This is a genomic window from Cryobacterium sp. Y57 (assembly GCF_002929505.1).
In the GTDB taxonomy this organism is placed as follows: domain Bacteria; phylum Actinomycetota; class Actinomycetes; order Actinomycetales; family Microbacteriaceae; genus Cryobacterium.
The window spans coordinates 37353-51526 of the sequence record NZ_PJJL01000065.1 but is presented as its reverse complement, the minus strand read 5'-3'; the positions used below and the strand labels follow the sequence as shown (position 1 = coordinate 51526).

13 protein-coding genes are annotated in these 14174 nt (G+C 63.1%); 12 read left to right on the top strand and 1 reads right to left on the bottom strand.

Annotated elements, in window-relative coordinates:
* Positions 1 to 7 precede the first annotated feature (7 nt).
* The 10 genes from CXY72_RS08405 to dapF all read left to right on the top strand — a co-directional run bounded on the left by CXY72_RS08405 (position 8) and on the right by dapF (position 10732).
* Positions 8 to 2902, top strand: a complete 2895-nt coding sequence (locus CXY72_RS08405; RefSeq protein WP_104127244.1) for a DNA translocase FtsK — start codon at positions 8 to 10, stop codon at positions 2900 to 2902.
* Positions 2903 to 2905: 3 nt separating this feature from the next.
* Complete coding sequence (gene pgsA, locus CXY72_RS08400; RefSeq protein WP_104127243.1) at positions 2906 to 3499, top strand: CDP-diacylglycerol--glycerol-3-phosphate 3-phosphatidyltransferase; 594 nt, start codon at positions 2906 to 2908, stop codon at positions 3497 to 3499.
* 4 nt (positions 3500 to 3503) lie between these two features.
* Positions 3504 to 4013, top strand: a complete 510-nt coding sequence (locus tag CXY72_RS08395; RefSeq protein WP_104127335.1) for a CinA family protein — start codon at positions 3504 to 3506, stop codon at positions 4011 to 4013.
* Positions 4014 to 4171: 158 nt separating this feature from the next.
* Positions 4172 to 4480, top strand: coding sequence for a helix-turn-helix domain-containing protein (locus CXY72_RS08390; protein WP_104127242.1), 309 nt, complete (start codon positions 4172 to 4174; stop codon positions 4478 to 4480).
* A gap of 124 nt (positions 4481 to 4604) precedes the next feature.
* Positions 4605 to 4829, top strand: coding sequence for a DUF3046 domain-containing protein (locus CXY72_RS08385; protein WP_104127241.1), 225 nt, complete (start codon positions 4605 to 4607; stop codon positions 4827 to 4829).
* 322 nt (positions 4830 to 5151) lie between these two features.
* Positions 5152 to 6297 (top strand): recombinase RecA, encoded by a 1146-nt coding sequence (gene recA, locus CXY72_RS08380; protein ID WP_104127240.1) that lies wholly within the window; start codon positions 5152 to 5154, stop codon positions 6295 to 6297.
* Positions 6298 to 6359: 62 nt separating this feature from the next.
* Entirely contained in the window at positions 6360 to 7139 is a 780-nt protein-coding gene (locus CXY72_RS08375; RefSeq protein ID WP_104127239.1) for a regulatory protein RecX, read from the top strand.
* Between the two features lie 73 nt (positions 7140 to 7212).
* Positions 7213 to 8817 carry a tRNA (N6-isopentenyl adenosine(37)-C2)-methylthiotransferase MiaB gene (gene miaB, locus CXY72_RS08370; protein ID WP_104127238.1) on the top strand — a complete coding sequence of 535 codons (1605 nt, stop codon included), beginning with the start codon at positions 7213 to 7215 and terminating at the stop codon, positions 8815 to 8817.
* A gap of 22 nt (positions 8818 to 8839) precedes the next feature.
* On the top strand, positions 8840 to 9790 hold the full coding sequence (gene miaA / locus CXY72_RS08365) for a tRNA (adenosine(37)-N6)-dimethylallyltransferase MiaA (protein ID WP_199183994.1): 951 nt from the start codon (positions 8840 to 8842) through the stop codon (positions 9788 to 9790).
* 66 nt (positions 9791 to 9856) lie between these two features.
* Positions 9857 to 10732, top strand: coding sequence for a diaminopimelate epimerase (gene dapF, locus CXY72_RS08360; protein ID WP_104127333.1), 876 nt, complete (start codon positions 9857 to 9859; stop codon positions 10730 to 10732).
* On the opposite strand, the gene CXY72_RS08355 is transcribed toward dapF, so the two are convergent.
* Positions 10729 to 11337: a class I SAM-dependent methyltransferase gene (locus CXY72_RS08355; RefSeq protein WP_104127237.1), complete on the bottom strand. Its 609-nt coding sequence runs from the start codon at positions 11335 to 11337 to the stop codon at positions 10729 to 10731. The genes dapF and CXY72_RS08355 overlap by 4 nt on opposite strands.
* A gap of 39 nt (positions 11338 to 11376) precedes the next feature.
* Between CXY72_RS08355 and hflX the strand changes: the two genes are divergently transcribed.
* Positions 11377 to 12954 (top strand): GTPase HflX, encoded by a 1578-nt coding sequence (gene hflX, locus CXY72_RS08350; RefSeq protein WP_104127236.1) that lies wholly within the window; start codon positions 11377 to 11379, stop codon positions 12952 to 12954.
* A gap of 220 nt (positions 12955 to 13174) precedes the next feature.
* On the top strand, positions 13175 to 14140 hold the full coding sequence (locus tag CXY72_RS08345; RefSeq protein ID WP_104127235.1) for a methylenetetrahydrofolate reductase: 966 nt from the start codon (positions 13175 to 13177) through the stop codon (positions 14138 to 14140).
* Positions 14141 to 14174 lie beyond the last annotated feature (34 nt).

Below are 14174 nucleotides of genomic sequence, written 5' to 3'. Positions count from 1 at the left end.
TCATTTCATGGCTACGAGCACTAAGTCGACCGGGCGTGCCCGCAACCCGGCAGCGAAGGGCGCTCCGGCGCGCAAACCGGCACCCCGCGGAGCCGGCGGTACCGCCGCTCAGAAAACCGTCAAGTTCACCGCCACCGACGTGAAACCGAGCGTGGGTGCACGCGCCTGGATAGGCCTGGCTCATCTCACGGGTGGAGCCGCCCGCGCCCTCGGCCCTGAAAAGCTTTCGAAAGACGAGCGCCGCGATGGATTGCCGTTCTTTCTCGTTCTGCTCGCCATCTGCGGCGCCATCGTCGAATGGTTCCTCATCAATGACGTCGTCGCCCAGCAGCTCGACGCGTATACCTTCGGTGGCCTCTTCGGCCGGGTAGCCTTCGCCTTGCCGGTCATTCTGCTGCTGTTATCGGTCTGGCTCTTTCGCAAACCCAGTTCCGTGCACGATAACGGCCGCATCGGCATCGGGCTGAGTCTGCTGCTCGTGACTATTTCCGGGCTGTGTCACATTTTCGGCGTGCAACCACAGCCACAAGACGGTATGCCCGCTCTCGCACTGGCCGGCGGTGTGATCGGATGGATGATCGCCGCCCCGCTGATCATGCTGACCACATCGATCGGTGCCACGATCGTCGTTATTCTGTTGTTGTTGCTGAGCTTGTTCATCATCACCAAAACCCCGCCGAACCGGGTCGGTCAGCGCACCCGCGAGCTGTACGACTGGCTGTTCGGTGCTGAGCTTACCGACGACGAAGATCGCGCGGCCGGGAAGACGGCCAAGGGGGGCAAGCCGGGCAAGACCGCGCAGGTTGAGCTCGACGGCGTCGACGACGACGAGTCCGAGGGCGCCCTGCCGTGGTGGCGCCGCAACAATAGCAAACGCGAGGAAGACCCCGACTTCGGCAGCGCATTATCGACCGAAGTCAAACCTAACCCGGTTGAGGTCGACCCGCTCAGCGTGCTGCTCGGCGGCAACCAGGCGCGCGGTGGTTTTGACAGCGCCATCGAACCCGAAGTCATCGACCACACCGCGCCGCCCGAACGCGACCATTACGGCACGGAGGTGCTCGAAGACCTGCGCAAGGCCGAGCTCGCCGTCAAGCGGTTCACCGGCGAGGTCGACCTGGGCACCGGGCCGCCCACCGGCCTGCGCTCCGACGATCCCGCCGGGCACACTGAGGTTCTTCCCGGCTTCGACGACGTCTTCCCGGAATTGAGCCAGGCAGTGGATGCCGAGGGCGCTGCCCTCCCGCCGCTCGCTTCCGTCGACCCCCACCCGGCCATTCCCTATCTCGTACCCGCGGCATCCACTCTCACCGCCGGCCCGCCGGCCAAAGCACGCTCGGCCGCCAACGATGACGTCGTCAAGTCGATCACCGAGGTGCTGCGCCAGTTCTCGGTCGATGCCAAGGTCACTGGATTCTCCCGTGGTCCGACGGTCACCCAGTACGAGATCGAACTCGGCCCCGGCGTCAAGGTCGAGCGTGTCACCGCGCTGAGCAAGAACCTCTCTTACGCGGTCGCCTCGAACGAGGTGCGCATTCTCTCGCCCATCCCCGGCAAGAGCGCCATCGGTATCGAGATTCCCAACACCGACCGCGAAATCGTCACCCTTGGTGACGTGCTGCGATCGAGCACCGCCACCAACGCCACCCACCCGATGACCATCGGCGTCGGCAAAGACGTCGGCGGCGGTTTCGTCATTGCCAACCTCGCGAAAATGCCCCACCTGCTCGTGGCCGGTTCGACGGGCTCCGGCAAGTCGAGTTTCGTCAACTCCATGATCACGAGCCTGCTCATGCGCGCTAAGCCAAGCGATGTGCGCATGGTGCTCATCGACCCGAAACGGGTCGAGCTCGCCGCCTATGCCGGCGTGCCGCACCTCATCACGCCCATCATCACCAACCCGAAGAAGGCGGCGGAAGCGCTGCAGTGGGTCGTGAAAGAGATGGACATGCGTTACGACGATCTTGCGAGCTTCGGCTTTCGCCACATCGACGACTTCAACAAGGCCGTCGTCAACGGCGAGCTCGTGCTGCCGGTTGGCAGTGAGCGAAAGCTCAAGCCGTACCCCTATCTGCTGGTCGTCGTCGATGAGTTGGCGGACCTCATGATGGTCGCCCCGCGCGACGTTGAAGACTCCATCGTGCGCATCACCCAGCTCGCCCGCGCGTCCGGCATCCACCTCGTGCTGGCCACTCAGCGGCCCAGCGTCGATGTTGTCACCGGGCTGATCAAGGCCAACGTGCCGTCACGGCTGGCCTTCGCTGTCACGAGCGTCACCGACTCCCGGGTCATTCTCGACCAGCCCGGCGCCGACAAACTCATCGGTCAGGGTGACGCGTTGTTCCTGCCGATGGGCGCCTCCAAAGCCGTGCGTGTGCAGGGCGCCTGGGTCACCGAAGACGAGATCGAGAAGGTTGTCAGGCATGTCACCATGCAGGCTCGGCCGGACTACCGGCCCGACGTCTCCATGGTTGCCCCGCGCAAGGAGATCGACTCTGATATCGGTGACGATCTTGAGGTGCTCCTCGCTGCGGCTGAACTCGTCGTGTCGACCCAGTTCGGGTCGACCTCGATGCTGCAGCGTAAGCTGCGGGTCGGTTTCGCCAAGGCCGGCCGACTGATGGACCTGCTCGAATCCCGCGAAATCGTCGGCCCATCCGAAGGCTCCAAGGCGCGTGACGTGCTGGTGAATGCCGAACAGCTGCCGAGCGTTCTGGCCCGTCTGCGCGGCTCCGATGACGAGCAGCATGCTCTGAAGGCACAGTCCGGACAATCCGGTGCCGACGCAGCGCCTGACCCCCGCTATGCCGACGACCCGGTAGAGAAAATGTCACAGGGGTATCCTGAAGTAGATGGCGCCGAAGACGACGAGGATGCCTGGAAACTAACCGGCAGGGACTGAACCATGGCATTACCGCACGAATCCGTCTCCCGCCCCAGCAACTGGAACGTGCCCAACCTGATCACGGTCGTGCGCATCCTGCTCGCTCCGCTCTTCATCTGGATGCTGCTGGCCGACAACGGTGCCCATGACGCCCTGCGCTGGGCCGCCGCCGTGCTGTTCATCATCGCGATCGCCACCGACGGCATCGACGGCATGATCGCCCGGCGACACAATCTGGTCACTGACCTCGGTAAGATCCTGGACCCGATCGCCGACAAGATCCTCACCGGTGGTGCGTTGGTCTGTCTGTCCATCCTCAGTGAATTGCCCTGGTGGGTGACCATCGTCATCCTTCTGCGCGAAATCGGCATCACGGTGTTTCGGTTCGTTATGCTGCGCAACCGGGTCATTCCGGCCAGCCGCGGTGGCAAGCTCAAAACCATTGCCCAGTCCGTGGCTATCTCGCTCGCTCTGCTGCCGTTCTGGCTGGTCTTGGGCGAATGGGTGCACTGGATCAACACGGCCACCATGACCATCGCTCTGGTACTCACCGTGGTCTCCGGCCTTGACTACCTGGTCTCCGCCTGGCGCCTGCGAAAGCATAACGTTGCCTGACGCGGTGCACACGACGGCAGCGGATGCGACGGCCGAGCTGATCGCGGAACTCACCGCTCGTCATTTCACGATCGCCGTCGCCGAATCACTCACCGGAGGGTTGCTCGTGGCCGAACTCGTTCGTATCCCCGGCGCATCCCAAGTGGTCCGTGGGGGAGTGGTCGCTTACGACAGCGCCGTGAAGCGCGACCTGCTCCAAGTCGATAGCAGTGTGCTCAACGTGCACGGCCCGGTGCACGCCGACGTTGCCAAGCAGATGGCGAGTGGCGTGCGTACCCTGCTCGCGGTGAACGATGTGCGCGCCGATATCGGCGTGTCGACGACGGGTGTCGCCGGCCCGGGTTCCGACGGTGGTCACCCAGCCGGAACGGTGTTCATCGGCCTGTCAAAAGGCACCGGTTCCTGGGCTGTGCCGCTGCATCTGGACGGTGATCGGGCCGAGATTCGCGGCGAAACCGTACGTCAGGCGATTGATGCTGTGCGTGCGCTGATAGCGGAGGGTGACCCGGAATAGTTACTGTTACGTGCTGGTTACATCGAAGACATTCACAAGCAAAGCCCAGTGATTCTCGGTAGTGTCACAATGTCGGATCGATACAGTATTCTAAACATCCAGCACCGCAATCCGATGGTTATAGGCCTTAAATGATTAGGCATAAGAAGGAGGTTCCGATGATTCTTGTTCGTCAGGAAATCGGCGATGTGCTCAGGGACTTCCGCCTGCAAAAGGGGCGTACCCTGCGTCAGGTCGCAAGCAAAGCCAGCGTCGCGCTCGGCTATCTCAGTGAGGTAGAACGCGGACAGAAAGAGGCCTCTTCGGAGATTCTCGCTTCTGTCGCAGATGCACTGGAAACCCCGATTTCGGTCATCATGCGTGAAGTTGGTGACCGTCTCGCCGTGATCGAAGGCATCGACCAGTTCCCCGATACGGTACCGGACGAGTTCGTCAAAACGTTCGATTCCGATTTCATGGTGCGGTAATCTCTCCCGGCACCGCCTCAGAATTCATAACAAAAAATCACCACCACCACCGCCGACGTTGTTCGTCGGCGGTGGTTTTCATTTCGGGAGCGACTGCCAGGCAGTGGCAGACTAGAGGAGTGTCGTGCGACTGAGCGAATTTCGCACCGCGATGAAAGAAGAGTTCGGCGACGCCTATGGGCGTGTCCTGACCCGCGACCTCGTGCTCAACCCACTCGGTGGTCGAACCGCTGATCAAGCCCTCACGGCCGGTGTTCCCGCCCGCGATGTGTGGCTGGCCCTGTGCGCCGAAGTCGACGTGCCCCGCAGTCGCTGGTACGGCGCCGGGGTCCCAGCTCCCCGCCCGTAGCGCGGCCGAGCCTTTCTCCGGTTAGGGCGACACTTCGACACGCCGCAAATAATCCGCGGAAATTCTCGAATATCTGTTCGGTATTGATAGACTCCTCCACAGCAGACGCCTTGACAAATTGTGCACCGTTCGATCGTGTCCCCGGCCAGTGTCGGAGGTGCGGCGTACAGTCGAATTTGTCAGAGAACGTCAGCAATTGCCTTGTCGAAACACACATCGGAGCTCTCGCGGTGGGTGCGCCGACAGCCTATAGGCGCCACTATGCACACCCGCAGCGCCGTTCACATCCGGCGTCAGTGCAGACCCCAAGGAGATAACGACCATGGCATCACAAGCTAACCGCGAGAAAGCTCTCGAAACCGCACTCGCGCAAATCGATCGTCAGTTCGGCAAGGGCTCGGTCATGCGTCTCGGCAGCGACGATCGCGCCCCCGTTGAGACCATTTCCACTGGGTCGATCGCCCTGGACGTCGCACTCGGCGTTGGGGGACTGCCGCGCGGACGCATCGTAGAAATCTACGGCCCGGAATCTTCGGGCAAGACCACCCTCACACTGCACGCCATCGCGAACGCGCAGAAGAACGGTGGCATCGCCGCCTTTATCGACGCCGAACACGCCCTCGACCCGGAATATGCCAAGAAGCTCGGCGTCGACATCGACGCCCTCCTCGTGTCCCAGCCCGACACCGGTGAGCAGGCCCTGGAAATTGCCGACATGCTCGTGCGAAGCGGTTCGATCGACCTGATCGTCGTCGACTCCGTTGCTGCCCTCGTGCCGCGCGCCGAGATTGAGGGCGAGATGGGTGACTCCCACGTGGGCCTGCAGGCCCGTCTTATGTCGCAGGCTCTCCGCAAGCTCACCGGTGGCCTCAGCCAGACCAACACGACCATGATCTTCATCAACCAGTTGCGCGAGAAGATCGGTGTGTTCTTCGGCAGTCCCGAGACTACCTCGGGCGGTAAGGCACTCAAGTTCTATGCCTCGGTGCGCCTCGACATTCGGCGCATTGAAACCCTGAAAGACGGCACCGACGCCGTCGGTAACCGCACCAGGGTGAAGGTCGTCAAAAACAAGATGGCACCGCCCTTCAAACAGGCCGAATTCGACATCATCTACGGCATCGGTATTTCCCGCGAGGGCAGTCTGATCGACTTTGGTGTTGACCAGGGCATCGTCAAAAAGTCTGGCGCCTGGTACACCTACGACGGCGACCAACTCGGCCAGGGCAAAGAGAACTCGCGCAACTTTCTCCTTAAGAACCCTGATACGGCCAACGAGATCGAGCGCAAGATTCTGATCAAGCTCGGAATCGGCCCCGAAGGCATCGCAGCCAAGGCCGCCGAAAAAGCCGCTGCCGCGATCGCGCTGGAGGCCGAAACCAAAGCCAAAGCTGAAGCGGATGCTGCGGCTCTACTCGCCGGTGGCCCGATCGTTACCAAGGCCCCGCCTGCTCGCAAGACCGCGTAACCCGGCAACGCAGCACGAGCAAGGCACCGCATTAAACGAACACCGAAAGGTAGGTCACGGGAATGGTTCGCTTCGAACCCCAAGATGACGCAGGAGAACGTACAGACGCCGGATTGGCTCCCGTGACCTACCTGCACGGTGCGGCCCCGGGAATGAAACGTCGCTCACCCCTCGAGGTCGATTCGGCCGAGGTCGATTCGGTTGAGGGCGATTCGGCCGAGGTTGACAGGTTTACAGCGGCAGCGGCAGTGGCCAGCAAGGCTGAGGCTGACACCGCAGCTGGCGCTGTCCCGGCCGATATGGCGCACGGCGCCGACGATGACGACTCTTTCTCCCAGGCTGATGCACTCGACCAGCGTGAACGTGCCGAAAAAGTGCTGTTGCACCGACTGCGAGGCCGCTCGCTCTCGACGGTCGAAGCACTGCTGGTGCTCAATGCCACCGGTGTCGACTCGGGCGAAGCGAGTGAGATCATCGCGAAGTTCATCGAGTTGGGTTACCTCGACGAGACCAAACTCGCCGATCAGATCATCCACAGCCATAACGTGCGCAAGGGTCTAGGGCGTACCGGCGTCGAAGCTGAAATGCGTCGGCGCAAGCTTGACCCGAGCGTCATGATGGACAAGCTCGAAGAACTCCCCAACGATGAAGCAGAGCGGGCCATCGAGCTCGCCACCAAGCGCATCGGTCAGATGGAACGCTTCGACGACCAGACTATCGATCGCAGACTCACCGGCTTTCTCATGCGTAAGGGCTACAGATCGTCAGCGGTACGTCTCGCGGTCAAGGCCGCCATGGACAGCCGCGGCGGCGGTGCCGCTTCCGGCGTACGGTTCCGTTGACACCGTCACAAATGCAGAACTCCATCCGGCACACGGTTCACACACCGAGTTGCTCGCGTAAACTACTCTCATTATGAGTATTGTCGCCCCCGAACTAGCCCGCCGCACCGTGATCGCCCCCTCGGCAGCCGCGATCGACGATTCAGGGCAGGCCCGCACCTACGAAGTGCGCACCTTCGGATGCCAGATGAACGTGCACGACTCCGAGCGGCTCAGCGGCTCGCTCGAGGCGGCCGGCTACGTCTCCGCCAACGGTGGCGAAGCTGACATCGTCGTGATCAATACGTGTGCGGTACGTGAGAACGCCGACAACAAGCTCTACGGCAATCTGGGCTACCTCGCCTCGGTCAAGCGCAAGCACGCTGGCATGCAGATCGCCGTTGGCGGATGCCTTGCCCAAAAAGACAAGACCACGATCCTTGAGAAGGCACCGTGGGTCGATGTTGTCTTTGGTACTCACAACATGGGTTCCCTTCCCAGCCTGCTCGAACGAGCGCGCCACAACGGCGAGGCCCAGCTCGAAATTCTGGAGTCCCTCGAGACCTTCCCCTCGACCCTGCCCACAAAACGCGACTCCAGCTACAGCGGTTGGGTGTCCATTTCGGTCGGCTGCAACAACACCTGCACGTTCTGCATCGTTCCGGCCCTGCGTGGCAAGGAGAAAGACCGTCGTCCGGGCGAGATTCTTGCCGAAATTCAGTCGCTCGTCGACGACGGCGCTATCGAGGTCACCCTTCTGGGGCAGAACGTCAACTCCTACGGGGTTGAGTTCGGTGACCGTCTTGCTTTTGGCAAGCTACTGCGCGCGGCCGGTAAAATCGAGGGGCTGGAGCGCATCCGCTTTACCAGCCCGCACCCCGCCGCATTCACGGACGACGTCATCGACGCCATGGCTGAAACGCCCGCCGTCATGCCGCAGCTGCATATGCCGCTGCAGTCGGGATCTGATCGCATCCTCAAATCGATGCGGCGCTCCTACCGCGGGGCAAAATTCCTCGGGATCCTCGATCGGGTGCGCGCCCAAATGCCGAATGCCGCCATCAGCACCGACATCATCGTCGGCTTCCCCGGCGAAACCGAAGAAGACTTTCAGGAAACCCTGCGGGTCGTCGAGCTGGCTCGGTTCGCTACTGCGTTCACTTTTCAATACTCGATTCGTCCGGGTACCCCGGCAGCGACCATGGCCGACCAGGTTCCCAAAGCCGTCGTTCAGGACCGCTACGAGCGGCTCGCGGCCCTGCAGGAACGCATCTCCCTCGAAGAGAACCAAACGTTGATCGGACGCGAGGTGGAACTGCTCGTCGCTAACGGCGGACGAAAGGACAGCGATACCCATCGTCTGAGCGGGCGCGCCCCCGATAGCCGCCTGGTGCACTTTGATGTACCAGCAGGTTCGGCCCGCCCTCGTCCCGGCGACATGGTCACCGTGACCGTGACTCAGGCAGCGCCATTCCACCTCATCGCCGACTCGACCGACGGTGCGCCGCTGCGCATCCGCTCTACCCGGGCTGGCGATGCCTGGGACCGCCTAGAAGCGCAGTCCTGCGGATTGCCCAGCCATGGTGGTGGCACCGGCGGGGCCGGCCCGGTGTCTCTGGGCCTGCCGACTATCGGACTGCGGCTCGCGAGCGGCTCCACCACGATTCCCATCTACAACGTGAACGACGACGAGCGATAGACGTTTGTCGCCTGCACCAGCGGTGACAGCTCAACCAGCGGAACTGGTCGCAATCATCGGGTCGACCGGTACCGGCAAGTCTGAGTTGTCCCTCGACCTCGCTGAACGGTTGATTGAACGCGGTCAGCTGGCCGAAATCGTCAACGCCGATGCCATGCAGCTGTACCGCGGCATGGACATCGGCACCGCCAAATTGTCGCGGTCGAAGCGTCGCGGCATTCCGCACCACCTGCTCGACGTGCTCGACGTGTCGGATGAGGCCACCGTCAGCAACTACCAAACGGATGCCCGCACGGCCATCAACGAGATCATCGCGCGCGGGGCAGTACCGATCCTGGTCGGCGGCTCCGGCCTCTACGTTTCCGCGGTCGTCTTTGACTTTCAGTTTCCCGGCACCGATCCGGTGTTGCGGGCCCGGCTCGAAGCTGAGCTAGTGGCGAGCGGACCGGGTCTGATGTATTCCCGCCTGCAGGCCGTCGACTCGGAGGCCGCTGCGCGGATCGGCCCGAGCAATGGTCGGCGTCTAGTGCGCGCTTTGGAGGTCGTCGAACTGACCGGCGCACCGCACGTGGCCGCCCTACCCGCGGAACCGGTGTACTGGCGGCCCAGCGTGTTGCTCGGACTGCGCACCCCGCGTGAGCAGCTCACTCCTCGGCTCGATTCCCGGGTACAGGAAATGTGGAGAAGCGGCATCGTCGATGAAGCTCGCGGCTTGCTCTCGGTCGGCATCGAAGGGGGCGTCACGGCGAGCCGTGCCATTGGCTATGCCCAGGCCCTCGGCCAGGTACACGGCACGCTCAGTCAAGACGACGCGATCGAAGCCACCCAACAGTTGACCCGGCGTTACGCTCGCCGGCAGGTGAGCTGGTTCAAACGCTATGCGCACACCCACTGGTTGGAGTCTGATTCGGCTGATCGGGTGGACGACGCGCTCGCGCACGTCGATCGGGGCAGTGCACCCAGCTCGTTCTGACCAGGGACAGCGTGCGCCGCTTCGGGAGTGCACCCAGCGGCCGCCCCGTAAACTAGCAGCATGGGCATGACTTTGAACTTCACCAAAGGCCAGGGCACGGGCAACGACTTTGTGCTGTTCGCTGATCCCGACGGCACGTCGGAGCTCACCCCGGCGCAGATTCGCGCCGTGTGCGACCGCAAGTTCGGCGTTGGCGCTGACGGCGTCATCCGCGCGGTGCGCAGCAAGAATCTACCTGACGGCGCGGCCGCCCTCGTCGAGGACGACGCTGCCGAATGGTTCATGGATTACTGGAACGCCGACGGGACCGTCTCGGAAATGTGCGGCAATGGCATCCGGGTCTATGCCAAATTCCTCATTGAGAACAACCTCGCCGAGCTGCACCCCGGCGACACCCTCACCATCGGCACCCGCGGCGGCGTGCGCGACGTGCAGCGCAACGCGTCCGGTTTCCAGGTCGACCTCGGACGGTGGAAGCTCGACGGGACCGAAGCGCTCGTGCGCACCAAAAACCTGCCGGTAGCGCGTCCGGGCCTGGGCATCAACGTCGGCAACCCCCACACGGTTGTCGCTCTCGCCGACGATGATGAACTCGATGCGGCCGATCTCACCTTTATTCCCCAGCTCGATCCCGAACCTGCTGGCGGGGTGAACATCGAATTCGTGGTGCCGAACGACCCGCTGGTCCTCAACGGCGTCGGCCGGTTTCGCATGCGGGTGCATGAACGTGGCAGCGGAGAGACGCTGTCCTGCGGCACCGGTGCAGTGGCGGCCGCCCTGGCCACCCGGCACTGGGCCGGTAAATCGGCGCCGCACCAGTGGCGGGTGGAGGTGCCCGGTGGGGTACTCGGGGTGCGGATGTTCCCGGCGGAAGACGGAGAGCACGTGTCGTTGTCCGGGCCAGCGGAGCTGGTCTTCGACGGGGTATTGAACCTGGGTTAGTCGCGGTGCACCTGGAGTACTCGAAAGCCCTTACTGATGGCCTCGCGGGTGGTGTCGAAGTGCGACGGTAGTTCTGCTGCGAGCCAACGCTGGAGAGAGTCCGAGCCGAGGTTGCGCTGGATGACGAGCCAGGCATCCGCTTTCGGTTCAAGACGAGGCAGCCAGGTCTGCATGAGCCGGTGCAGTTCGTCTTTACCGACGCGGATGGGCGGGTTCGACCAGATCGTGCGAAACGACACGTCTGGGGGTACGTCGGCGGCGAGCACGGCCTTGATGTTGGTCACGCCGAGGGCGGCCGCGTTGGTGCGCACGAGATCAAGGGCACGCTCGTTCACGTCGACGGCCCAGATGGTTGCGTTGGGGGAGGCAAGCGCAAGGTGCAGCGCGATGGGCCCCCAGCCGCAGCCAAGATCGAGAAAGTGGCCGGTCAGTGGTGGCTCGGGGGCGTACTTGAGTAAAACCTCGGTGCCGGTGTCGATATGAGCCGGGCTGAACACCGAGTTGGCCGTCGTCAGGAGCCGGTCCTGCCCCTGTAAGTGCACGGTGATCTGGCGAGTTTTCAATACGGTGCCAGGTGCCGGAGAAAAATAGTGGTCGGACGACATAAGGGAACCTTTCAACTTCGTTCAACTAAGGTTAAGGGGATGAATGATCCAACGGCGCCCTCGGGCAACGACACGGTAGACAACCCAGACGCAGAATCTCTCGACCCAGACGATGTTGTGGCACGAGTGTTGGCGAGCGCTGACAGCAAAGCTGCCGGTTACTCACTGTTCCGGAGTGGGTCAGCCCAGGCCCTCCAAGCGCAGTCCTTCGGCGAGTACGACAGCAGTGACCACGACGGTGACCAGTCCGAACGTGCCGACCGCAATGCCCTGCGCCGAGTCGGCGGACTCTCCACCGAGCTCGAAGACGTCACCGAGGTCGAATACCGCCAGCTCCGCCTGGAAAACGTTGTGCTGGTGGGCGTCTACACACACGGCACCGTCGACGACGCGGAAAACTCCATGCGCGAACTGGCCGCCCTCGCAGAAACCGCCGGGGCGACCGTGCTCGACGGCTTACTGCAGCGTCGCGCCACCCCCGATCCGAGCACCTATCTCGGTAAGGGCAAGGCCCAAGAAGTCGCCGACATCGTGAAAGCGCTCGGCGCCGATACGGTCATAGCCGACACCGAACTCGCGCCCAGCCAACGGCGTGCCCTCGAAGACGTCGTCAGGGTCAAGGTCATCGACCGTACAGCCGTGATCCTCGACATCTTCAGCCAGCATGCCAAGAGTCGCGAGGGTAAGGCGCAGGTGGAACTCGCCCAGATGGCCTACATGCTGCCCCGCCTGCGTGGTTGGGGTGACTCGATGTCCCGCCAGGCCGGCGGCCAGGTCGGAGGCGCCGGAGCCGGAATGGGGTCGCGTGGCCCCGGTGAGACCAAGATCGAACTCGACCGCCGCCGCATCCACACCCGTATGTCCAAACTGCGCAAGCAGATGGTCGAGATGAAGCCGGCCCGGGAGGCCAAACGCGCCAACCGCAAGCGCAACGCCGTTCCCTCCGTCGCCATCGTCGGCTACACCAACGCCGGCAAGTCCAGCCTGCTCAACCGGATCACCAAGGCCGGAGTGCTCGTTGAAAACTCCCTGTTCGCGACCCTCGACGCCACCGTGCGCAAGTCGACGACGCTTGACGGACGCCTGTATACCCTCACCGACACGGTCGGTTTCGTGCGCAACCTGCCGCACCAACTCGTCGAAGCATTTCGCTCGACCCTTGAAGAAGTCGCCGACGCCGACGTCATCGTGCACGTCGTTGACGGCTCGCACCCCGACCCGGTCGCCCAACTCGCCACCGTGCGCGACGTCATCTTCGAGGTCGGCGCCCGCGACATTCCCGAATTGGTCGTCTTCAACAAGAGTGACCTGATCAGCGACGATGACCGACTCGTTCTGCGCGGCCTGGAGCCGAAAGCAACGTTCGTGTCCGCGCGCACCGGTGAGGGCATCGAGACCGTCCTTGCCGCCGTGGCGCTCCTGCTGCCGACACCGCAGATTCAACTCGACCTGCTCATTCCCTACGACCGCGGCGACCTCATCGCAGTTTTGCACGATCTGGGTCGCATTGAGACCACCGAATATGTGGAGACCGGCACCCATGTCACGGCCTTCGTCACCGCGGAGATCGAAGCATCCTTCGCTCCGTATGTCATCATGCCCGGGCTTTCCGCCTAACGGTCGACAGACCGCCGCGAGCCGCGATGACACGAACTGTCATATTCGGGCGCGGCGGTGGTGGTGTTGTTAGTGTCTAATCAATCGTTGCCGACGGAATTCGTTCCTCGGCATGGAGCGACAGCCGAGCCCGGCATCCGCCCGCGAAGAACCGCCAGTCTTGGCGCGTCCGCGGCCGCCTGGCCACCACCGCTGTACCGCTTCTGCCGAATGAGGGACCATGACCGCGACAGGGATTTCCGCGTGTAACACCCGCCCGGCGTTCTCGTTCGAGGTGTACCCACCGAAATCGGTGGCCGCAGCATCCGCTCTCACCCGCACGATCGATCATCTCGCCGCCGCCGGTCCGGAGTTCATCTCGGTCACCTATGGTGCCAACGGTTCCTCCCGCAACTCCTCGCTCGACGTTTTGCGCTACATCAAGGACCACACGTCTGTGGACGCCATGGCCCACCTCACCTGCGTCGGCTCCTCGCACGCAGACGCCAGTCGGCTCATTCGGGAGTTCCTCGACGCTGGCATCGACAGCTTCCTCGCGATTCGCGGAGACGCACCGCAGGGCACGGTTGACGGCGACACTACATTTCTCGGCGACCTGCACAGCGCCGGGGAGTTGGTGCAGCTCATCCACCGCGTGCAGACCGAACGCGTGCCCTATACCGAGACGGTGATTCCCGGTCTTCCCGGTGCCCGTGGGGTGAAAACCGAACGCAACAAGGTGCGCATCGGCGTCGCGGCCTTCCCCAACGGCCACCCCAACTCGCGGTCGGTCACCCAGGATATCGACACACTGTTGGCCAAGCAGGCCGCCGGGGCCAACTTAGCGATCACCCAGCTGTTCTTTCACGCCGACGATTATCTGAGCTTCATCCAACGAGCTCGTTCTGCCGGAGTGTTCTTCCCCATTCTTCCCGGCATCATGCCGGTGACCAGCCCGAACCGGTTGCGTCGCATCCTGCAGCTCTCCGGTGAAAAATTGCCGGCCGAACTGTCCATCGAACTCGAGGTCGAACCGACCGAGGAAGGACAGCGGCAGATCGGCATCGACTACGCCGTACGACTCGGGCAGGACGTTCTCGCCGGCGGTGCCCCCGGCCTCCACCTCTATGCCTTTAACCAGCACGATACCGTGCTGTCGATACTCGAGGGGTGTGGGGCGCGTACCGTGCCCGCAGTCATGCCCTAGGCCTCGCGCCCGTTCCAGCGCGTAGGCCCACCGA

Coding starts and splice junctions, on each gene's coding strand:
- CXY72_RS08405 (WP_104127244.1), top strand. CDS start 8: ATGGCTACGAGCACTAAGTCGACCGGGCGTGCCCGCAACCCGGCAGCG.
- CXY72_RS08355 (WP_104127237.1), bottom strand. CDS start 11,337: ATGTCGTCCGACCACTATTTTTCTCCGGCACCTGGCACCGTATTGAAA.
- recA (WP_104127240.1), top strand. CDS start 5,152: ATGGCATCACAAGCTAACCGCGAGAAAGCTCTCGAAACCGCACTCGCG.
- CXY72_RS08345 (WP_104127235.1), top strand. CDS start 13,175: ATGACCGCGACAGGGATTTCCGCGTGTAACACCCGCCCGGCGTTCTCG.
- hflX (WP_104127236.1), top strand. CDS start 11,377: ATGAATGATCCAACGGCGCCCTCGGGCAACGACACGGTAGACAACCCA.
- CXY72_RS08375 (WP_104127239.1), top strand. CDS start 6,360: ATGGTTCGCTTCGAACCCCAAGATGACGCAGGAGAACGTACAGACGCC.
- miaB (WP_104127238.1), top strand. CDS start 7,213: ATGAGTATTGTCGCCCCCGAACTAGCCCGCCGCACCGTGATCGCCCCC.
- pgsA (WP_104127243.1), top strand. CDS start 2,906: ATGGCATTACCGCACGAATCCGTCTCCCGCCCCAGCAACTGGAACGTG.
- dapF (WP_104127333.1), top strand. CDS start 9,857: ATGACTTTGAACTTCACCAAAGGCCAGGGCACGGGCAACGACTTTGTG.
- CXY72_RS08390 (WP_104127242.1), top strand. CDS start 4,172: ATGATTCTTGTTCGTCAGGAAATCGGCGATGTGCTCAGGGACTTCCGC.